The organism is Variovorax sp. Soil_C_19 (genome assembly GCF_057657255.1).
The window spans coordinates 382,390-402,762 of sequence record NZ_JBDGIV010000001.1 but is presented as its reverse complement, the minus strand read 5'-3'; the positions used below and the strand labels follow the sequence as shown (position 1 = coordinate 402,762).

General features: G+C 65.4%; 21 protein-coding genes and 1 tRNA gene. 7 read left to right on the top strand and 15 right to left on the bottom strand.

All coding sequences use genetic code 11. The features are described 5' to 3' along the window. Nucleotides 1-94: 94 nt before the first annotated feature. From AC3A6R_RS01990 to AC3A6R_RS01980, 3 genes are read right to left on the bottom strand one after another with little or no spacing between them, the layout of a single operon-like run. Nucleotides 95-523 carry a hypothetical protein gene (locus tag AC3A6R_RS01990; protein WP_487863615.1) on the bottom strand — a complete coding sequence of 143 codons (429 nt, stop codon included), beginning with the start codon at nucleotides 521-523 and terminating at the stop codon, nucleotides 95-97. A 46-nt stretch (nucleotides 524-569) separates the two neighbouring features. Next, nucleotides 570-839 (bottom strand): hypothetical protein, encoded by a 270-nt coding sequence (locus AC3A6R_RS01985; RefSeq protein WP_487858636.1) that lies wholly within the window; start codon nucleotides 837-839, stop codon nucleotides 570-572. A gap of 18 nt (nucleotides 840-857) precedes the next feature. Continuing rightward, entirely contained in the window at nucleotides 858-1,628 is a 771-nt protein-coding gene (locus tag AC3A6R_RS01980; RefSeq protein WP_487863614.1) for an SDR family oxidoreductase, read from the bottom strand. Between the two features lie 108 nt (nucleotides 1,629-1,736). Between AC3A6R_RS01980 and AC3A6R_RS01975 the strand changes: the two genes are divergently transcribed. Next, a complete protein-coding gene (locus AC3A6R_RS01975; protein WP_487863613.1) occupies nucleotides 1,737-2,642 on the top strand; it encodes a LysR family transcriptional regulator in 906 nt (301 codons plus the stop codon). A gap of 70 nt (nucleotides 2,643-2,712) precedes the next feature. Here the strand turns inward: AC3A6R_RS01975 and AC3A6R_RS01970 are convergent. The 10 genes from AC3A6R_RS01970 to aceA form a co-directional block, all read right to left on the bottom strand. Continuing rightward, nucleotides 2,713-2,789: transfer RNA gene (locus AC3A6R_RS01970), tRNA-Pro, on the bottom strand. Between the two features lie 26 nt (nucleotides 2,790-2,815). Continuing rightward, nucleotides 2,816-3,295, bottom strand: coding sequence for a MerR family transcriptional regulator (locus AC3A6R_RS01965; protein WP_487860038.1), 480 nt, complete (start codon nucleotides 3,293-3,295; stop codon nucleotides 2,816-2,818). A 64-nt stretch (nucleotides 3,296-3,359) separates the two neighbouring features. Beyond that, nucleotides 3,360-3,734, bottom strand: coding sequence for an integration host factor subunit alpha (locus AC3A6R_RS01960; RefSeq protein ID WP_487860037.1), 375 nt, complete (start codon nucleotides 3,732-3,734; stop codon nucleotides 3,360-3,362). Nucleotides 3,735-3,741: 7 nt separating this feature from the next. After that, a complete protein-coding gene (gene pheT, locus AC3A6R_RS01955; protein WP_487863612.1) occupies nucleotides 3,742-6,174 on the bottom strand; it encodes a phenylalanine--tRNA ligase subunit beta in 2,433 nt (810 codons plus the stop codon). A 49-nt stretch (nucleotides 6,175-6,223) separates the two neighbouring features. Next, the gene (pheS, locus tag AC3A6R_RS01950; protein WP_487863611.1) at nucleotides 6,224-7,300 is read right to left on the bottom strand and encodes a phenylalanine--tRNA ligase subunit alpha; all 1,077 of its coding nucleotides are present in this window, start codon (nucleotides 7,298-7,300) and stop codon (nucleotides 6,224-6,226) included. A 114-nt stretch (nucleotides 7,301-7,414) separates the two neighbouring features. Beyond that, nucleotides 7,415-7,774 (bottom strand): 50S ribosomal protein L20, encoded by a 360-nt coding sequence (gene rplT / locus AC3A6R_RS01945; RefSeq protein ID WP_012747009.1) that lies wholly within the window; start codon nucleotides 7,772-7,774, stop codon nucleotides 7,415-7,417. A gap of 26 nt (nucleotides 7,775-7,800) precedes the next feature. After that, entirely contained in the window at nucleotides 7,801-8,004 is a 204-nt protein-coding gene (rpmI, locus tag AC3A6R_RS01940) for a 50S ribosomal protein L35 (RefSeq protein WP_158720412.1), read from the bottom strand. Nucleotides 8,005-8,171: 167 nt separating this feature from the next. Then, nucleotides 8,172-8,783 carry a translation initiation factor IF-3 gene (gene infC, locus AC3A6R_RS01935; RefSeq protein ID WP_487860060.1) on the bottom strand — a complete coding sequence of 204 codons (612 nt, stop codon included), beginning with the start codon at nucleotides 8,781-8,783 and terminating at the stop codon, nucleotides 8,172-8,174. 104 nt (nucleotides 8,784-8,887) lie between these two features. Continuing rightward, nucleotides 8,888-10,795, bottom strand: a complete 1,908-nt coding sequence (gene thrS, locus AC3A6R_RS01930) for a threonine--tRNA ligase (RefSeq protein ID WP_487863610.1) — start codon at nucleotides 10,793-10,795, stop codon at nucleotides 8,888-8,890. Between the two features lie 284 nt (nucleotides 10,796-11,079). After that, nucleotides 11,080-12,411: an isocitrate lyase gene (gene aceA / locus AC3A6R_RS01925; RefSeq protein WP_487860033.1), complete on the bottom strand. Its 1,332-nt coding sequence runs from the start codon at nucleotides 12,409-12,411 to the stop codon at nucleotides 11,080-11,082. A gap of 375 nt (nucleotides 12,412-12,786) precedes the next feature. Here aceA and AC3A6R_RS01920 point away from each other — a divergent pair, with 375 nt between their 5' ends. Further along, the gene (locus tag AC3A6R_RS01920) at nucleotides 12,787-13,656 is read left to right on the top strand and encodes a DMT family transporter (protein WP_487863893.1); all 870 of its coding nucleotides are present in this window, start codon (nucleotides 12,787-12,789) and stop codon (nucleotides 13,654-13,656) included. Between the two features lie 154 nt (nucleotides 13,657-13,810). Beyond that, complete coding sequence (locus AC3A6R_RS01915) at nucleotides 13,811-14,260, top strand: SWIB/MDM2 domain-containing protein (protein ID WP_487860032.1); 450 nt, start codon at nucleotides 13,811-13,813, stop codon at nucleotides 14,258-14,260. Between the two features lie 102 nt (nucleotides 14,261-14,362). On the opposite strand, the gene AC3A6R_RS01910 is transcribed toward AC3A6R_RS01915, so the two are convergent. Further along, nucleotides 14,363-15,136: an AraC family transcriptional regulator gene (locus AC3A6R_RS01910; protein ID WP_487863609.1), complete on the bottom strand. Its 774-nt coding sequence runs from the start codon at nucleotides 15,134-15,136 to the stop codon at nucleotides 14,363-14,365. 136 nt (nucleotides 15,137-15,272) lie between these two features. Between AC3A6R_RS01910 and AC3A6R_RS01905 the strand changes: the two genes are divergently transcribed. Further along, the gene (locus AC3A6R_RS01905; protein WP_487860030.1) at nucleotides 15,273-15,572 is read left to right on the top strand and encodes a hypothetical protein; all 300 of its coding nucleotides are present in this window, start codon (nucleotides 15,273-15,275) and stop codon (nucleotides 15,570-15,572) included. Here AC3A6R_RS01905 and AC3A6R_RS01900 read toward each other — a convergent pair. After that, nucleotides 15,532-17,262: a thiamine pyrophosphate-binding protein gene (locus AC3A6R_RS01900; protein ID WP_487863608.1), complete on the bottom strand. Its 1,731-nt coding sequence runs from the start codon at nucleotides 17,260-17,262 to the stop codon at nucleotides 15,532-15,534. The genes AC3A6R_RS01905 and AC3A6R_RS01900 overlap by 41 nt on opposite strands. 95 nt (nucleotides 17,263-17,357) lie before the next feature. On the opposite strand from AC3A6R_RS01900, the gene AC3A6R_RS01895 reads away from it, so the two are divergent. The 3 genes from AC3A6R_RS01895 (at nucleotide 17,358) to AC3A6R_RS01885 (ending at nucleotide 20,371) form a co-directional block, all read left to right on the top strand. Further along, nucleotides 17,358-18,014, top strand: coding sequence for a TetR/AcrR family transcriptional regulator (locus tag AC3A6R_RS01895; protein ID WP_487863607.1), 657 nt, complete (start codon nucleotides 17,358-17,360; stop codon nucleotides 18,012-18,014). A gap of 148 nt (nucleotides 18,015-18,162) precedes the next feature. Next, nucleotides 18,163-19,143 (top strand): tripartite tricarboxylate transporter substrate binding protein, encoded by a 981-nt coding sequence (locus AC3A6R_RS01890; protein ID WP_487863606.1) that lies wholly within the window; start codon nucleotides 18,163-18,165, stop codon nucleotides 19,141-19,143. A gap of 64 nt (nucleotides 19,144-19,207) precedes the next feature. Next, complete coding sequence (locus AC3A6R_RS01885; RefSeq protein ID WP_487863605.1) at nucleotides 19,208-20,371, top strand: Gfo/Idh/MocA family protein; 1,164 nt, start codon at nucleotides 19,208-19,210, stop codon at nucleotides 20,369-20,371. Nucleotides 20,372-20,373 lie beyond the last annotated feature (2 nt).

Genomic DNA, 20,373 nt, shown 5'->3' with positions numbered 1-20,373 from the left:
GCGCTGGTGTGAGATTCAGCTTGCCTGGCCAGGCAACGCTCAGCATTGTGAGCGAGGCCGGATTGTAGCAGACCGCTCCAGCGGCCCGCCTCGGTCACTGCCCGGCCGGCCTGGGTGCCAGATAACCGACCTTCGGCCGCACGCTGTCGTCGGTGTAGCAGGCGCCGGTCGGCGCATAGCGAATGACCTTGCCACCCTGGATGTAGAAGATGTTGTTGCAGACAGTGCGGCTCTCGGAGCAGCTGGTGAACGCGCTGTGGCTCACGTACTTGCCGTCTCCTCGGCGAGCGCCAAGGTTGGTGAAGCACTGCTCCGTTTCCTGGCTGTTGACGTAGTTGCGCGTCTCGACCCCGCTGGCGGTTTGCGCCCGGTACATCGGCATCGTGAGGAAGAGCGGATGCGCGTCCAGGGCCTCTACCGAGGCGCCTGCCCATGCATCGAGATCCTGCTGACGCACGGTGGCACAACCGCTGACGATGCCGACGATGAGTGCGGCGCCGGTGATGGATCTGAGCAACGACATTCTTTTTGGTCTTTCTGAAACGGTGCCGCGGGGCGGTCCGGGATCGTCAACCGCGGGAAAGCTGCCAGGCAGCGAACCCCGCCGCAACCGCCGGAACCAGGAAGTTGAGCAGCAGGATGAGGGATTCGTCTTTCACACTGTAGCCCGCATGCGTGACGCCCACCCACATGTTCACCACGGCAACGACGAGCCAGAAAGGCATGAAGGCCTTCGCGGCCAGCGCCATGGCAGCGGCGCTGTTGCCCCACAGCCATCCGAACAGGATGAAGATCCCCAGCTGGAGGATCCCTCCGGCCATCACGAGCAGGATGTGCATGCGCGGTTCTTCCTCTTTTCAGCGGGTGGTGTAGCCACCGTTGGCGAAAATAGTCTGCCCTGTGATCCACCAGCCTTCGGTTACGAGAAAGCGGATCAGCGGCGCGATGTCTTCGATGTCGGTCAGCCCGGTTTTTGAATACTTGCTCAGCGCGGCGCCGGCCTTGTTGTAGGCGATGGCATCCGGCGTCTCCTGGCCGTAGAAGAAAGGCGTGTCCATGGGGCCGGGGCCCACCGCGTTGACCGAGATGCCGCGCTCGCCGAACTCCTTGGAGGCCGCGCGCGTGTAGTGCTCGACGGGTGCCTTGCTGCCGGGATAGATGCTGTAGAACGGCGTGTAGGCCGCGAGCAGCGAGCTGACGATGGTGACGATGCTGCCGCGCTCTTCGAGCACCCGGCCTGCCTGCTGAAGGAAGAAGAACGCGGCCTTGGAGTTGGCGTCGAAGCTCTTGTCGTAGTCCTCTTCGGTGACATCCTGGATCGGCTTCTTGATGACGATGCCAGCGGTGTTGATGCCGACGTGAACCGCGCCGAACTGCGACTTCGCCAGGTCGAACAGCCTGGCGTTGTTGTCGACCACCGAAAGGTCCCCCTGAAAGGTGACCACGTCGGCGCCCTTCTCCTTGAGCGACGCCGCGGTCTTCTCGGTTTCACCTTTGGACGACTCGCTGTTGTAGTGCAGGACGAAACCCTTCGCTCCGACACGCTGGAATTCATGTGCGATGAGTGCGCCGAGGTTCTTGCCGCCGCCGGCGATCACTGCGACTTTTCCGCTGAGGTCTTTGGCCATGGAGAACTCCTTGGTTGAACAAACGAATGGACAGTCTATTTGTCTAGAGATACGGGATAAAGCGGCTTCTAGAATCATGACCGTTCAAGAAAACAGATCAATCAACCAATGGACCGCGTCCACCACCTGCGCATCTTCGTGAGGGTGGCTGCTTCAGGCAGCTTTTCCCAGGCGGCCGACCAGCTCGGGATGTCGCGCGGCGGCGTCTCCACGGCGGTGCAGCAGCTCGAAGCCTGGCTCGGAACGAGGCTCATGCATCGAACGACACGTCGCGTCACATTGACGCAGGATGGCGAGGCGCTCCTGGAGCGTGCGGTCTCGCTGATCACCGACATGGAAGACTTGCAACAGCAGTTTCGCCCCGGGTTGCAAGGCATCACGGGGCGCATCCGCGTCGACATGCCTACACGGATCGCAAGGCGCTTCGTGGCACCGGCCCTTCCGCATCTGTTCGCCGAGTTTCCCGGCATCGAAGTGGAGCTCGGGGCCACGGATCGCGCGATCGATCTTGCGTTGGCGGGAGTGGATTGCGCACTGCGTGTCGGACCGCTCAACAGCGCCAACCTGGTCGCTTCGCCGCTGGGCGCCTTCGAGTTGATCAACTGTGCAAGCCCGGCGTATGCCGCGCGCTACGGGCTGCCGCTTTCCCCGCACGATCTCGAGCGCCACACCTGCGTCAACTACATCTCGCAGTCGTCCGGACGCGCTGCGCCGTGGGAATGGCTGGAAGATGGAAAGCCGATGACGCGATCATTGCCCAGCACGGCCAGCGCAAACAATGCCGAGATCTACATCGCCTGTGCGCTGGCGGGACTCGGCATGATCCAGATCCCTCGGTTCGACGTTCAAGACCATCTCGACCGTGGCGAACTGATCGAGTTCTTGCCGCAGTTGCGGCCGTCGCCGCTGCCCGTGCATCTGGTCTATCCGAGCCGGCACCAACTGACGCGGCGCGTGAAGGCGTTCACGGGCTGGCTCGAGGGGCTGCTGGATGCGCATCTGGTTCGCGCCTGAGCCAAGGGCCGACAGCCCCATTGAAAAAGGGCGTCCGGTCGATGAAACCGGACGCCCTTGGACGTTTTGTTGGTCGGTGTGAAAGGATTCGAACCTTCGACCCCTTGCACCCCATGCAAGTGCGCTACCAGGCTGCGCCACACACCGAAGCCAGCGATTATAGCCGGCAGAAATCAGCGTCCGACGGACAGCAGTTCACGAATTTCGAAAAGCTCGCGCCGCAGGTGCATCAGCTGCGTGGGATCGATGGTGTTCACGGCACGCGGTGCAGCAACTGCGCTGGCCTCGGCTTCTTCGTCCTGGTGGATGGCCGCTTCGAAGGCTTCGTGATCGATCTCGACGGCTTCCATGCCCTCGAGCGGCACCACGCCGGCCTTGCGGCGGTCGCGCTCGCCCTGCACGAGTTCTTGCAGCTTGTTGCGCGCACCGCTGATCGTGAAGCCCTGGTCGTAGAGCAGGTCGCGGATGCGGCGGATCATGAGCACCTCGTGGTGCTGGTAGTAGCGCCGGTTGCCGCGCCGCTTCATGGGGCGCAGCTGCGTGAACTCTTGCTCCCAATAGCGAAGCACGTGCGGCTTGACGCCGCAGAGCTCGCCGACCTCACCGATCGTGAAGTAGCGTTTGACGGGAATGGGCGGGAGTGTTTTCTCCATTGAAATCAAGACCGTGCGCAGCAAACCTTAGAGATTACTCTACGCACGCGCGCCGCAACAAGCACTATTCGGCGCCCAGGCTCCACTCGACCTCGGCGGTGCCGCTCGGCTGCTCGGCGCTGCCCTGGATCTGCTCTTTGAGCTTGGCGCTCGCATGAAAGGTCGCGACGCGGCGCTCGCCGATCGGGATGGCTTCGCCGGTGCGCGGATTGCGGCCCGGGCGCGGCGCCTTCACGCGGATCTGAAAGTTGCCGAAGCCCGAGATCTTGACGTCGGAACCTTCGATGAGGCTGTTGGCGATGAGGTCGAAGAAGGCCTCGACCATGTCCTTCGACTCGCGCTTGTTGAGGCCGATCTGCTCGAACAGCAGGTCAGCCAGGTGCGCCTTGGTGAGCGCGGGCGTCTCGAGGGCCTCGAGCGTGAATTCCGCAGCGTTCATTTTTTCATCACCCCCTGAGGCGTGCGCCGAGCTGGGCGCCCAGTTGTTCGACGATGGCGCGCACGGCCGGTTCGACCTGCTCGTCCGTGAGCGTGGCGCTGTCGTCCTGAAAGCTCAGGCGCACCGCCATGCTCTTCTCCCCCTGCGCGAGGCCGCCCGCGGCGCCATCGCGCGCAGGCTGTGGGCGATAGATGTCGAACAGCGTGGCGTCGCGCAGCAATCCCTGCGCGGCGGCCGCAGACTGGATGGCCTGCATCAGCGCATTGTGCGTGACAGCCTCGGCCACGACCACGGCAATGTCGCGCTCGACCGCCTGGTTCCTGGGCACCGGCCGCGCCACGGGCACAGGACGCGCGGTGACGGCATCGAGCTCGAGCTCGAACACGATGGGCGCCGAGGCGAGATCCCACTTCTGGCGCCAGCGCGGATGCAGCTCGCCGACGACGCCGATGGCCTTGCCGTCGAGCAGCACGCGTGCGGAGCGCCCCGGGTGCAGCGCAGGATGCTCGGCCGGCTCGAAGCTCGGCACCCGCGGTGCGAGCAGCGCTTCGACGTCGCCCTTCGCGTCGTAGAAGTCGACGCGCTGCGGCTTGCCGTCCCAGCGCGATGCCTCGGCGTCGCCCCAGGCAAGGCCCGCCACGCGCATGGGCTGGTGAATGCCGCGCACGGTGGTGTCGGTGGTGAGCACGCTGTCGTCGCGCAGAAAGACGCGGCCGACTTCGAACACGCGCACGCGCGGCGCCTTGCGGTCCAGGTTGAACTTGAGCACCTGCAGCAGCGAGCCGACGAGCGACGAGCGCATGACGCTCATCTGGCTGGCGATGGGGTTGAGCAGCTTCACGGGATTGGCATTGCCCGCAAGGTCTTGCTCCCAGTGCGCCTCGACGAAGCTGAAGTTGATGGTTTCCTGGTAGCCGAGCGCCGCCAAGCTGCGGCGTACCGCGAAGCGGCTGCGCTGCGCCTCGGGCCGCACGCGTGCGGTGATGGGCGCGAGCGGCGCGGTGGTCGGCAGGTTGTTGAAGCCGATCAGGCGCGCCACTTCTTCGATGAGGTCTTCCTCGATCAGCAGGTCGAAGCGGTGCGGCGGCGGCGTGACGCTCAGGGTGCCCTCGCCTTCGCTCAGCGCAAAGCCGAGGCGGCGCAGCGCATCGGCGCATTGCGCCTGCGTGAGCGGCATGCCGATGACGCGCGCGGCACGCGCCACGCGCAGCGTGACGGGCATGGCTTCGGGCACGTGCAAAATCTTGTCGTCCATGGCGCCGGCCTGGCCGCCGCAGATCTCGATGACGAGCTGGGTGATGCGCTCGATGATCTCCACCGTGCGGCTCGGATCGACGCCGCGCTCGTAGCGGTGGCCGGCATCGGTCGAGAAATTGAAGCGGCGCGAACGGCCCTGCACCGCCTCGGGCCACCAGAAGGCTGCCTCGATGTAGATGTTGCGCGTGTCGTCGGACACGGCGGTGGCGTCGCCGCCCATGATGCCGGCGAGCGATTCGACGGCCTGGTCGTCGGCGATCACGCCGACCTTGTCGTCGACGCCGATGGTGTTGCCATTGAGCAGCTTGAGCTGCTCGCCCGCCTTGCCCCAGCGCACGGTGAGCCCGCCGTGGATCTTGTCGAGGTCGAAGATGTGGCTGGGCTGGCCGTACTCGAACATGACGTAGTTCGAGATGTCGACCAGCGGCGTGACGCTGCGCTGGCCACAGCGCGCGAGTCGCTCGACCATCCACGCGGGCGTGGCCACCTGGGTGTTCACGCCGCGCACAATGCGGCCCGAGAAGCGGCCGCAGAGTTCGGGCGCCTCGACCTTCACGGGCAGCACGTCGGCGAACGACGTTGCCACGGGTGCGATGGCCGGTGTCTTGAGCGGTGCGCCGGTGAGCGCCGCGAGTTCGCGTGCCACGCCGTACACGCTGAGGCCGTGGGCGAGGTTGGGCGTGAGCTTCAGCGTGAGCAGCGCGTCGTCGAGCTTGAGCACCTCGCGCACGTCGGCGCCCACAGGCGCGTCGACGGCCAGTTCGAGCAGACCGCCGTGGTCTTCGCTCAGGTGCAGCTCGCGCGCCGAGCACAGCATGCCCTGGCTTTCGACGCCGCGCAGCTTGCCGAGCTTGATGAGAAAGGGCTTGCCGTCTTCACCGGGCGGCAGCTCGGCGCCGACGAGCGCGCAAGGCACCTTGATGCCGACGCGCGCATTGGGCGCGCCGCAGACGATGTTGAGCAAGGCGCCCTGCCCCGCGTCGACCTGGCAGACTCGCAGCCGGTCGGCGTTGGGGTGCTGCACCGCTTCCTTGATCTCGCCGACGACGATGCGGCTGAAGGGCGGCGCCACGGGGCGGCGCTCCTCGACCTCGAGGCCGCCCATGGTGAGCGTTTCGGCCAGTGCGGCGCTGTCGAGCGGGGGATTGCAGAACTCGCGCAGCCAGGATTCCGGGAATTGCATCTCTTCGATCTCGTATTCGGTAGGTGTGTGTCTGGAGCGTGGTGCTTGCTTACTGGAACTGCGAGAGGAAGCGCAAGTCGCCGTCGAAGAAGAGCCGCAGGTCGTTCACGCCGTAGCGCAGCATGGTGAGCCGGTCGGGCCCCATGCCGAACGCAAAGCCGATGTAGCGCTCGGGGTCGAGCCCCATGTTGCGCACCACGTTCGGATGCACCTGACCCGAACCCGCCACCTCGAGCCAGCGGCCGGCCAGCGGGCCGCTCGCAAACTGGATGTCGATCTCGGCGCTGGGCTCGGTAAACGGGAAGAAGCTCGGGCGAAAGCGCAGCACCAGGTCGTCGCGCTCGAAGAAGGTACGGCAGAAGTCGGTGAAGACGACCTTCAGGTCCTTGAAGCTCACGTTCTCGCCGAGCCACAGGCCTTCGCACTGGTGGAACATGGGCGAGTGCGTGGCGTCGCTGTCGACGCGGTAGGTGCGGCCCGGCGCGATGACGCGGATCTCGGGCGCCTTGGCGGTGCCGGTGCTGTCGGCCGCGGCGGCTTCGAACTCGGCCGCGTACTTCTTGATGTGCTGGTGCGCATAGCGAACCTGCATCGGGCTGGTGTGCGGACGCAGGTTGTACGGAATGCCGTCTTCGCCGTTCAGGTCGACATAGAAGGTGTCCTGCATCGAACGCGCAGGATGGTTCGGCGGGTTGTTGAGCGAGGTGAAGCTGTGCCAGTCGCTCTCGATTTCGGGGCCGTCGGCCACGTCGAAGCCCATGCTCGAGAAGATCTCCTCGATGCGCTCGAGCGTGCGGCTCACCGGGTGCAGGCCACCGGCGGTGCGGCGGCGCCCCGGCAGGCTCACGTCGAGCGCCTCGGCGCGCAGCTGCAGCGAAAGCTCTTCGTCGGCCAGCTGCTGGCGGCGCTCGGTCAGCGCGGACTCGATGGCCTGCTTGGCCACGTTGATCGCGGCACCGCGCGACTTCTTCTCGTCGACGCTCAGCGCGGCCATGCCCTTCATCAGCTCGGTGATGCGGCCCGACTTGCCGAGGAACTGCGCCTTGGCGTTCTCGAGCTCGGCGGGCGTCTTGGCCTGGGCAAAGGCGGCGCCTGCGGTGGCGACCAGGGAGTCCAACTCGTTCATAGCAACAACAACAAATTTCGAGGGGAAATAAAAAAGAGCTGGAGCTTTTTCAAGCGCCAGCCCTTGAGCCGTGGGCGCAGGAGCCGCCCGAAGGCAGCGCCCTGCTGTGCAGAATCAAGCAGCCAGCTTGGCCTTGACCTGCTCCACGATGCCGGCAAAAGCGGCCTTGTCGTGCACGGCGATGTCCGCAAGCATCTTGCGGTCGATCTCGATCCCGGCCTTGCGGATGCCGTTGGCGAACTGGCTGTAGGTCAGGCCCAGTTCACGCGAGGCGGCGTTGATACGCGCGATCCACAGTTGACGGAACACGCGCTTCTTGGTGCGGCGGTCACGGTAGGCATATTGCCCAGCCTTCATCACCGCCTGTTTGGCGATGCGGAAGACATTGCCGCGGCGACCGCGGAAACCCTTGGCGAGTGCGAGAACTTTTTTGTGGCGGGCGCGAGCCGTTACACCACGTTTGACGCGAGGCATGTGATTACTCCTTGTTCGTCAGTTGATCAAATGCCCATGCCGGGCAACATCGCGGCCATCGAAACCATGTTGGTCTCGTGGACTGCGGTTGCACCACGCAGGTGACGCTTGTTCTTGGTGGTCTTCTTGGTCAGGATGTGACGCTTGAAGGCTTGACCGCGCTTGACGGTGCCACCGGGACGAACGCGGAAACGTTTTTTCGCGCTGCTCTTGGTCTTCATTTTGGGCATGTGAATGCTCCTTTAGTTTGTGCTCGTGAGGCGCCGCGGATACTCCACGGACTTGTTGGCCCCGAGACACTTCTTCATCCCGCTGCTGCCTGCGCTTCTTGCGAAGTGCCGGCAACAGCGAAATCCCTTCGATAACCTTCCCTGTCACGCCCTTGCGGGCGTTTCGCTCAGGCCGAGGCGGGCGCCGGCGTTTCCGACGAAGCCGGCTTCGGGCTGGCGCCCGGCTTCTTGCGGCCCGGTGCGATCATCATGATCATCTGCCGGCCCTCGAGCTTCGGAAACTGCTCGACGACGATCGTGTCGCCCAGCTCTTCGCGAATGCGCTGCAGCAGGGCCAGACCGAGTTCCTGGTGCGTGATTTCGCGGCCGCGGAAGCGGAGCGTGATCTTGCACTTGTCACCCTCTTCAAGAAAGCGCCGGATGTTGCGCATCTTGATGTTGTAGTCGCCGTCGTCGGTGCCGGGCCGGAACTTGATTTCCTTGACCTCGATGACCTTCTGCTTCGACTTCGCCTCGGCCGCCTTCTTCTGCTCGTGGTACTTGAACTTGCCGTACTCGATCAGGCGGCAGACCGGCGGATTGGCCGCCGCGACGACCTCAACCAGATCCACATCGGCCTCACCGGCAAGGCGCAAGGCCTCGGAGAGACTCATGACACCCATTGGCTCGTTTTCCGGGCCGACAAGGCGGACTTCCGGGGCCATGATTTCCCGGTTCAGGCGGTGTTGGCGTTCCTCGCGGTGGCGGCGGTCGCGAAATGCAGTAGCGATGGTCAGAATCCTTCAAAAATTGCTACAAAATCTGTAGCGGACGCCGGGTCAGCCCTCGCGGACAAGCGGCAAAATGGTTCGAAAAGCACACTTTGGGGTGCCTCGCGGACAAATCAACGCTTGTCAGCAACATCCTGGACGAGCCGTTGCGTGAACGATTCGAGGGACATTGCACCGAGGTCTTGATTGCCCCGGGCGCGCACTGCGACGGCACCAGCTTCCTTCTCTTTGTCGCCGACGACGAGGATATAGGGAAGCTTTTGCAACGAATGCTTGCGTATTTTATACGTAATCTTCTCGTTGTGCAGATCCAGCTGAACCCTAAGCCCTTGATTCTGCAGCGTTTTCGCCACTGAGCTGGCGTAATCGGCCTGCCCTTCGCTGATATTGAGCACCGCCACCTGCACCGGCGCGAGCCATGCGGGCAGCGCGCCGGCGTGATGCTCGATGAGCATGCCGATGAAGCGTTCGAGGCTGCCGACGATGGCGCGGTGCAGCATAACGGGGTTGGCGCGGCCACTCGATTCCGTGACGTATTCGCCGCCCAGCCGCTCGGCCGTGTTGAAGTCGACCTGCATCGTGCCGCACTGCCATTGGCGGCCGAGTGCGTCCTTCAGCGTGTATTCGATCTTGGGGCCATAGAAGGCGCCATCGCCGGGCGAGATGATGAAGTCGACGCCCGAGCGGCGCAGCGCCTCCATGACGGCATGCTCGGCCTTGTCCCAGAGTTCGTCCGAGCCGACGCGGTTGTCGGGCCGCGTCGCGACCTTGTAGAGAATGTCCGTGAAGCCGAAGTCGGCGTACACCTTCTGCAGCTGCGCCGTGTACGCCACGCACTCTTCGAGGATCTGGTCTTCCGTGCAGAAGATGTGGCCGTCGTCCTGCGTGAAGCCGCGCACGCGCATGATGCCGTGCAGCGCGCCGCTCGGTTCGTTGCGGTGGCACTGGCCGAACTCGCCGTAGCGCAGCGGCAGGTCGCGGTAGCTGCGCAGGTCGCTCTTGAAGATCAGCACATGGCCGGGGCAGTTCATCGGCTTGAGCGCGTATTCGCGCTTTTCCGACTCCGTCGTGAACATGTTGTCGCGGTAGTTCTGCCAGTGGCCCGTCTTCTCCCACAGGCTCTTGTCGAGGATCTGCGGGCCCTTCACTTCCCAGTAGCCCGTGTCGCGGTAGATCGCGCGCATGTACTGCTCGACCTGCTGCCAGATCGCCCAGCCCTTGGGGTGCCAGAACACCACGCCCGGCGCCACTTCGTCGATGTGGAACAGGTCGAGTTCCTTGCCGAGCTTGCGGTGGTCGCGCTTCTCGGCTTCCTCGATGCGCTGGATGTACTGGTCGAGCTGCTTCTTGTCGGCCCATGCCGTGCCGTAGATGCGCTGCAGCTGCTCGTTCTTGGCGTCGCCGCGCCAGTAGGCGCCGGCCAGCTTCGTGAGCTTGAAGACCTTCAGGAAGCGCGTGTTCGGCACGTGAGGGCCGCGGCACATGTCGACGTATTCCTGGTGGTAGTACAGGCCCATGGCCTGCTCGTCGGGCATGTCTTCGACGAGGCGCAGCTTGTAGTCTTCGCCGCGCGACTTGAAGACCTCGATCACCTCGGCGCGCGGCGTCATCTTCTTGACGACGTCGTAGTCCTGCGCGATCAGCTCGCGCATGCGCGCCTCGATGGCCGCCATGTCCTCGGGCGTGAAGGGGCGCTCGTACGAGATGTCGTAGTAGAAGCCTTCCTCGATCACCGGGCCGATCACCATCTTGGCCGTCGGATAGAGCTGCTTCACGGCATGGCCGACCAGGTGAGCCGTCGAGTGGCGGATGATCTCCAGGCCCTCGTCGTCCTTGGGCGTGATGATCTGCAGCTTGGCGTCGTGGTCGATGACGTCGCTGGCATCGACCAGGCGGCCGTCGACCTTGCCGGCCACCGTCATCTTGGCAAGGCCCGGGCCGATGGACTGGGCGACTTCGGCCACCGAAACCGGGCCGGGAAACTCGCGGCGCGAGTTGTCGGGAAGCGTGATCTGGATCATGTGAAAAACCTGCTGAGAAAAAGCAAAAAGCGCGGGGGTTGGCCGCGCTTTGCTGGGGTCTGGTTGGCTGGAAGAACCAGCGCGCGCGGCCTAACGGGCCGTCTCGAGGAAGCTGCCTTCTTCGAGACGGACAACCAGTGCGGTGTCCGTAGTTCGCGGTGTCATAACCAGATTGCCTTTCTCGCCCTTGTTGGTGACGGAGGAAAGCGCAGATTCTAGCCGCAGAGACGCAAAAAAGCCCGGCACGCGGGCCGGGCTTCATTCGAGCGGACAGAGCTGCCCGATCAGTGGAACTGTTCTTCCTCGGTCGAACCGGTCAGCGCCTTGACGCTGGACGCGCCGCCCTGCACCACCGTGGTGACGTCGTCGAAGTAGCCGGCGCCGACTTCCTGCTGGTGCGACACGAAGGTGTAGCCCAGTTCGCGCGCCGCGAATTCCGGCTCCTGCACCATTTCAACGTAGTGCTTCATGCCTTCGCCGCGCGCATAGGCGTGCGAGAACTTGAAGGTGTTGTACCAGTTGCTGTGGATGCCGGCCAGCGTGATGAACTGGTACTTGTAGCCCATCGCCGAAAGCTCGTCCTGGAACGAAGCGATGGTCTTGTCGTCGAGGTGCTTCTTCCAGTTGAACGACGGCGAGCAGTTGTAGCTCAGCAGCTTGCCCGGGAACTTGGCGTGCATGGCATCGGCGAACTCGCGCGCGAAGCCCAGGTCCGGCGTGCCGGTTTCGCACCACACGAGGTCGGCCACTTCGGCATAGGCCAGGCCGCGGCTGATGGCTTGCTCCGACCCGTTCCTGACGCGGAAGAAGCCCTCTTGCGTGCGCTCGCCGGTGAGGAAAGGCTTGTCGTTGGCATCGTGGTCTGAGGTGATCAGGTTGGCGGCCTCGGCGTCGGTGCGGGCCAGCACGATGGTCGGCACGCCCATCACGTCGGCGGCAAAACGCGCGGCCTGCAGCTTCTCGACGGCTTCATGCGTCGGCACCAGGACCTTGCCGCCCATGTGGCCGCACTTCTTCACCGCAGCCAACTGGTCTTCGAAGTGCACGCCGGCGGCGCCCGCGGCGATCATGTTCTTCATCAGCTCGAAGGCGTTGAGCACGCCGCCGAAGCCGGCTTCCGCATCGGCCACGATCGGCAGGAAGAAGTCGATGAACTCCTTGTCGCCGGGATTCAGGCCACGGCCCCACTGGATTTCGTCGGCGCGCTTGAAGGTGTTGTTGATGCGGCGGACCATGGCCGGCACCGAGTCGTAAGCGTAGAGCGACTGATCGGGGTACATCGTCTCCGAGGTGTTGCCGTCGGCAGCCACCTGCCAGCCCGACAGGTAGACGGCTTCGAGGCCGGCCTTGGCCTGCTGCAGCGCCTGGCCGCCGGAGATGGCGCCGAAGGAGTTGACGTAGCCCTTCTTGGCGCCGCCGTTGATCAGGTCCCACAGCTTTTCGGCGCCGCGGCGCGCGAGCGTGTTCTCGATCGGCAGCGAGCCGCGCAGGCGGACCACGTCGGCGGCGCTGTAGTTGCGCTTGATGCCCTTCCAGCGCGGGTTGGTGGCCCAGTCTTTCTCGAGGGCGGCAATCTGCTGTTCGCGGCTCAGTTGTTCGGTAAGGGTCTGGGGCATGGTCACTCCGTGAGGTTGTTGAAGGCATCGGCCGCTGGGGCCTTGGCATCCACTTTAAACCTGCGCACCACTCTTATGTCTTATAGAAGACATATTTTTGCATCAACAAAATCAACAACTTAGACGCATATCCCTCTATATGAAATAGTCTTTCTCATATTGAGAAAAAATATTGCAGCGCAGCAGGCGCCCATTCCGCATTGTGGAGTCAATCTTTCAGTGTGAAAAATGGCGCGGCCTCGAGCACGCGCCGTGCGGCCCTGGGTGTCGAGCGGCTGGGGCATCATCGGCGGCTCCTTGTTCAACAAGCTCCCATTGACCGCTACCGCCCCCACCTCGAGCCGCCTCGCGGCCTATGGCTGCCTGGCCCTGAGCATGTCGCTCGTCGGCGCCTACGTGGCACTTTCCAAGCCCCTGACCGTCGCGTTCCCGGTGCTGCTGCTCGCGTGGCTGCGCTTCGGCATCGCGGCGCTCGCGATGCCGCACTGGCTGCGCCGCGCGCCCGGCGAACCTCCCATGAGCGGGCGCACGCGCTGGCTCGTGTTCCTCGAGTCGTTCCTCGGCAACTTCCTGTTCTCGATCTGCATGCTGTTCGGCGTGAGCATGACGAGCGCGGTGTCGGCCGGCGTGATCATGGCGTCGATCCCCGCTGCGGTCGCGGTGGCGAGCTGGCTCTTCCTGCGCGAGCGCATCACGGTGCGCATCGCACTCGCCATCGGCTGCGCCGCACTCGGCATCGGCCTGCTGGCGCTGACGCCGGCGCATGCGCCCGCGGCAACGCCCGGCGGCGCGTCGCCGTCCGCGATGCCTTGGCTCGGCAACCTGCTGGTCTTCTGCGCGGTGCTCTGCGAGGCCGCGTACGCGGTGATCGGCAAGTCGCTCACGGGCCGGCTCGGCCCGAAGCGGATCTCGTCGCTGATCAACCTCTGGGGCTTCGTGTTGTCGATGCCGTTCGGCGTGTGGCTCGCATGGCACTTCGACTTCTCGGCCGTGCGCATCGAGATGTGGGCGCTGCTCGTGCTCTATGCGCTCGCCGCGAGCATCTGGACGGTGTGGCTCTGGATGACGGGCCTGCGCAACGTGCCCGCTGCGCAGGCCGGCGTCTTCACCGTGATGCTGCCCGTGAGTGCGGCATTCGTGGGCGTGCTGGCGCTCGGGGAGAACCTCTCTGCGGCACAGCTGGTTGCGTTCGCGCTTGCACTCGTCGGCGTGGTGCTCGCCACGTGGCCCGCACGCCGGAGCTGAAGAGACGCATACGCCCCTCTGAAAAAACAACAACTCCCAATGAAAAAAGCGTTTTTTCCCTTGGAAACGCGTTTTTTCTCCTTTAGCATCCGCAGTGCCACTGGAGACGCCAGTCTTTCATTGGTGAACGTTCAACCAAAAAAGGAAATCAACCATGGCAACTGCAAAAAAGGCTCCGGCCAAGAAAGCTCCGGCTAAAAAGGCTGCACCTGCAAAGAAGGCGGCTCCGGCCAAGAAGGCTGCTGCTCCTGCGAAGAAGGCTGCCGCACCGGCGAAGAAGGCTGCTGCTCCTGCCAAGAAGGCTGCTGCTCCCGCGAAGAAGGCCCCTGCCAAGAAGGCCGCTCCCGCCAAGAAGCGCACGCCCAACGCCGCCTTCATGAAGGCGCTGACCCCCAGCCCGGCACTCGCCGCCGTGGTCGGCTCCACGCCGCTGCCGCGCACCGCCGTCGTGAGCAAGCTGTGGGACTACATCAAGAAGAACAACCTGCAGGACAAGGCCAACAAGCGCAACATCAACGCCGATGCCAAGCTGAAGGAAATCTTCGGCAAGCCGCAAGTGTCGATGTTCGAACTGGCCGCGCTGATCGGCAAGCACGTCAAGTAAGCGCACCACCCCGAAAGACCTCCGTGCCGCAGGCACCCGGGTCGCTCAGGAAAGCCGGCGAAAGCCGGCTTTTTTTCGTCCGTGCTTTTCTTCCTCGAAGCCTCAGCGCATCGCGTCCACCGCCGGCGCAAGGAAGCGCGAAGGCGTGCAGCCGAAATGCCGCCGGAAGGTCTCGATGAAAGCGCTCACCGAGCTGTAGCCCACCGTGAGCGCCACCGCGGTCACCGGCGCTCCAGCGCCCAGCAACTGCACCGCCTTGAAGAGCCGCGCCTGCTGGCGCCACTGCGCGAAACTCAAGCCGGTCTCGGCCGCGAAGCGCCGCGTGAGCGTGCGTGTCGCCATGCCGATGTGCCCGGCCCATTGCGCGATCGTGTCGTCCGGCGACGGGTCTTCGGCCAGGGCGGCGGCCATCGCGAGCAGGCGCGCGTCGCGCGGCATCGGGAGGTGCAGCGAAGCCCCCGCATTCGCGGCCAGTTCATCGAGCAGCACCGCCACCAGCCGCAACCGGCGCTGCGCCTGATCGGCGTCGGGCTCCTGCGGCAGCGAAAGCAGCCGCGCCAAGAGTTCGCGGACCAGCGGCGTCGATGCGAACACATGCGGCTGCGCCGGCAGCGCGCCGGTCAGTGCCGGATCGAGGTAGAGGCTCCAGCCGGCCGTCGCGCCACGGCTGTGCGCCGCATGCGTGCAGCGCGGCGCGATCCAGCCGATCCAACCGGGCGGCAGCACCCACCGGCCGGCCGGCGTCTCGATCAGCAGCAGGCCGGCGCGCAAGGCGAACAGTTGTCCCTGCGCATGCGCATGCGCGTGGGTCACGCGCGCGGCGTCATGGGCATCGACCGAGAGGTGCAGGTGCGGTGGGGAAGGATCAGCAGCCATCGCGTCCCTGCGCGGATCGATGCATGGCCCGATCGCGATGTCGATCGGCCCAGCGCCGCAAGCCCGCCGAAGGGGTTCTGCCTAGCATCGGAATCCTCATCGATCCACCTATCCCCGTCTTCCCGAAGGAATTGCCATGAAAGCCCAGGATGTCTTGCCCGACGATCACGATTTCGCCCTGCTCGGCGGCCGGACCGTGCGCAAGGGCTCGGTCGGCGCCTTCCTCGCCAACGTGCGCGTGCTGGAGGACGCCGGCGCATCCGTTGCGGAGCGCCAGACCGCACGCGAGGACCTCGTCGCACTGATCCCCGCGCTCGAGGCACTGGGCCTGTTCGAGGTGTTCGAGCTGCGCTCGCCCATCCTGCGCGCGGAGGTCGCGCAGCATCTCGCCGCCTTCAGCCCTGCGCCTGTTGCTGCTGCCTTGCCGCGCGCGTGATCGTGCCCAGCGTGCCTCGCGTGCTGATCACCTCGGGGTCGAGCGGAATCTCGATCAGCGTGCCGGTGTCGGCGGCCAGCGCACGCAGCAGCGCGGCTTCGAACTGCGCGGTCTCGGTCACGCGCTCGGCCGCGTAGCCGTAGGCGCGCGCGAGGCCGCAGAAGTCGGGATTGCGCAGCGCGGTGCCGCTCGTGCGCTCGGGGTACTCGCGCTCCTGGTGCATGCGGATGGTGCCGAACATGCCGTTGTTGAGCAGCACGATGATCGTCTTGCCGCCGTGCTGCGCCGCCGTCGCGAGCTCCTGCCCGTTCATGAGGAAATCGCCGTCGCCCGCGATCGTGAAGCCCACGCGGCCGGTCGCGAGGTTGGCCGCGATGGCAGCCGGCACGCCGTAGCCCATCGCGCCGCTGGTGGGTGCCAGCTGCGTCTTCGCGCCCTTGGCCAGGCCGTGGTAGCGGAAGTAGCGGTGCACCCAGCTCGCGAAGTTGCCTGCCCCGTTGGTGATGGCGGCATCGGCCGGCAGGTGCTTCTGCAGCAGCGCCACGACCTCTGCCATGTCGACGGGCCCGCGCGGCGCATCGGCGGGCATGCCCGCGAGCGCCTGCGGCACGAGGTTGGCTTCGTAGTCGGCATGTGCCTGCGCGGTCCAGGCTTCCCAGGGCAGCGTCGGCGGCGCGCTCAGCACCTCGAGGCTGCGCGCGGCGGCACTCATGCCGGCGTTGATCGCCAGGTCGGCCTGGTAGACGCGGTTGAGCTCCTCGGCGCTGGCGTGGATGTGCACCAGCTTCTGGCGCGCCTTGGGCGCTTCGAGCAGCGTGTAGCCGCCAGTCGTCATCTCGCCCAGGCGCGGACCGATCGCAATGACGAGGTCGCTGTCCTTCACGCGCTGCGCCAGCTTGGGGTTGATCGCGATGCCCACGTCGCCCGCATAGAGCGAATGGTGGTTGTCGAAGGTGTCCTGAAAGCGGAAGGCGTTGGCCACGGGCAGGCGCCAGTTCTCGGCAAAGCGCTGCAGCGCCTGCGCGGCCTGCGGCGTCCAGCCGCCGCCGCCCGCGATCACCAGCGGGCGTTCGGACTTCAGCAGCAGCTCGCGCAGGCTGCGCAGCGCGCCGGGGTCGCTCCACGGCTGCACGGCCTCGACGCGCGGCAGCGGCCGTGCCGCGGTGTGCGTGCGCAGCATGTCCTCGGGCAGCACCAGCACCACGGGGCCGGGGCGGCCGTTCATCGCGGTCGCGAAGGCACGCGACACGTATTCGGGAATGCGGTCGGCGTCGTCGATGCGCTCGACGCGCTTGGCGAAGCCCTTGGTGCTCGGGCCGAAGAAGCTCGCGTAGTCCACCTCCTGGAAGGCCTCGCGGTCGCGGAAGTCGCTGCCCACGTCGCCGACGAACAGCACCATCGGCGTCGAATCCTGGAACGCGTTGTGCACGCCGATCGAGGCGTTGGTGGCACCCGGGCCGCGCGTCACGAAGCACACGCCCGGCCGTCCGGTGAGCTTGCCGTGCGCCTCGGCCATGAAGGCCGCACCGCCCTCCTGGCGGTTGACGATGAAGCGGGCGCGGTCGCCGAAGGCATGGAAGCCGTCGAGCACCGCGAGGAAGCTTTCGCCCGGCACGCCGAATGCGATCTCCATGCCCTGTGCGATCAGGCACTCGACGATCAGGTGGCCCGCGGGTTGTGATGTACTCATGAGAAGTCGAACCTCGTTGCAGTCAATGTCTCGGCAATTATGTGCATCCCCTCTCGTCGCCTTGCGTTAATTCACCAAATGGTTAAATTCGCGCCATGAAGGCCCCCAAGGATTCCCCGCCCGAAGCGCTCGAGCCGCGCTCGCGCGACGCCGATCGGTCGCAGCTCGCCATCCTTGCGTCGGCACGCGACGAGTTCGCCCAGCGCGGCCTGGCCGGCGCGCGCATGGACAGCATCGCCGCGCGGGCGGGGCTCAACAAACGCCTCATCTACTACTACTTCGGCAGCAAGGACGACCTGTTCCTCGCGGTGCTCGAGCGCACCTACGCCGACATCCGCGAAGCCGAGCAGAAGCTGCACCTCGACGAGATCGATCCCGTCGAGGCCATCCGGCAGCTGGTCTCGTTCACCTGGCATTACTACCTCGAGCATCCCGAGTTCATCACGCTGCTCAACAGCGAGAACCTGCACGGGGCGGCACACCTGAAGCGCTCCGACCGCATCCAGGAGATGAACTCGCCGCTGGTGCAACTGCTCGACACGGTGCTCGAGCGCGGCAAGCGCGACAACCTGTTCCGCGCCGGCGTCGACCCGGTGCAGCTCTACATCTCGATCGCCTCGCTCTGCTACTTCTACCTGTCGAACAACAACACGCTGTCGGCGGTGTTCGGGCGCGACCTGCGCGCGCCCAAGGCGATGGCGCAGCGCCTCTCGCACATGACCGACCTGGTGCTCGGGTACGTGCTGCACTGAGCGGCGCACGCCCGTTCGCGGGCCTTTAAGGGTATTCACGGATTCGCAGCGGTTGCGCTGGTGCGGCGGGCTTTCTAGAATCCACAATTCACCCACTGGTGAATTAATCGATTTCGACGACAAGCGGCCCGCCCGCACGGAGACAACCATGAAGCAACTCGCACGCACCACCGCACTGGCCACGCTCACCTGCATGGCCGCCCTGATGCCGGGCCTCGCGTCGGCGCAAAACGGCTATCCCACCAAACCGATCCGCGTGATCGTGCCGTTCGCGGCCGGCAGCACCACCGACATCATTGCGCGCGCCATCGCCGACAAGATGGGCCAGAGCATGGGCCAGACGCTGGTGGTGGACAACCGCGGCGGCGCCAGCGGCACCATCGGCCAGCAGGCCGTGGCCACGGCCGCGCCCGACGGCTACACGGTCATGATCCACTCGTCGTCGCACACGGTCAGCCCCTCGACCTTTGCAAAGCTGCCGTTCGACACGGTGGCCGACTTCGCCGGGGTGTCGCCCATCTCGTCGCTGTCGAACGCACTGGTCATCGCGCCTTCCAAGGGCATCAAGACGCTGCAGGAGCTGGTGGCGGCCGCCACGGCCAAGCCCGGCACCATCAACTTCGCATCGGCAGGCCAGGGCAGCGCCACCCACCTGAATGCCGAGAAGTTCAAGATGGCCGCGAAGATCGACGCCACCAACATCCCGTTCAAGGGTTCGGCCGAGGCCGTGACCGAAGTGCTCTCGGGCCGGGTCGACTACTACTTCTCGCCGATCGCGCCGGTGATCGGCCAGATCAAGGACGGTCAGCTGCTCGCGCTGGCCGTGGGTTCGCCCAAGCGCTCCGCCGCCCTGCCCGACGTGCCGACCACCACCGAAGCGGGCGTGCCCGGCTCGGAATTCAACTTCTGGATCGGCATGATGGCGCCCGCCAAGACGCCGCGCGACATCGTCAACCGCCTGCACGACGAGGTGGCCAAGGCACTCGCCTCGCCCGAGGTCAAGGAACGCTTCCTGAAGCTCGGCGCCGACGCCTGGACGCTCAAGCCCGAGCAGTTCGACGCCTACATCAAGGACGAGATCAAGAGCAACGCGACGCTCGTCAAGGCCGCCGGCCTGTCGCCGCAGTGAGCTGCATCGGCCCGTCTCCCTTCTTCTTCTTTCTTCTCTCTCCAACTCCTTTTCGGCTGAAGACATGGCTACACAACGACTCGGACTGATCATGCACGGCGTCACCGGACGCATGGGCATGAACCAGCATTTGATCCGCTCCATCTGCGCAATCCGCGCCCAGGGCGGCGTGACGCTTTCCAATGGCGACAAGGTCATGCCCGACCCGATCCTCATCGGCCGCAACGCCGAGAAGATGGAAGCGCTCGCCAAGGCCCACGGTATCGCGCGCTGGGGTACCGACCTGGACAAGGCCCTCGAGAACAAGGAAGACACCGTCTTCTTCGACGCCGGCACCACGCAGATGCGCCCGACGCTGCTCGCCAAGGCGATCCGCGCCGGCAAGCACGTGTACTGCGAGAAGCCGATCGCCACCAACCTCAACGAAGCCGTCGAGGTCGCGCGCCTCGCGCAGGAATCGGGCCTGAAGCACGGCGCGGTGCAGGACAAGCTCTTCCTGCCCGGCCTGCGCAAGCTCGACATGCTGCGCCGCGCGGGCTTCTTCGGCCGCATGCTGAGCGTGCGCCTGGAGTTCGGCTACTGGGTGTTCGAGGGCGACCTGCAGCCGATCCAGCGCCCGAGCTGGAACTACCGCAAGGAAGACGGCGGCGGCATGATCCTCGACATGATGTGCCACTGGCGCTATGTGCTCGACAACCTGTTCGGCGAAGTGAAGTCGGTCTCGTGCATCGGTGCCACGCACATCCCGACGCGCTGGGACGAAGCCGGCAAGCCCTACGAGGCCACCGCCGACGATGCGGCCTACGCCACCTGCGAACTCACCGGCCACAACGGCGAGCCGGTGATCGCGCAGCTCAACATGAGCTGGGCCACGCGCGTGCGGCGCGACGACCTTGTCACCTTCCACGTCGACGGCACCGACGGCTCGGCCGTCGCGGGCCTGTCGAGCTGCCGCGCCCAGTCGCGTGTGGCCACGCCGCGCCCAGTGTGGAACCCCGACGAGAAGCAGACGATGAACTTCTTCGACCAGTGGCAGGAGATCCCCGATTCGCAGGCCTACGACAACGGCTTCAAGATCCAGTGGGAGCACTTCATTCGCCACGTGGTCGAGAACGAGCCCTACAAGTGGACGCTGCCCGAAGGCGCCAAGGGCGTGCAGCTGGTCGAGGCCGCGCTCGAATCGTGGCAGGACCGCCGCTGGGTCGACGTGCCGGCGCTGAAGGTCTGAGG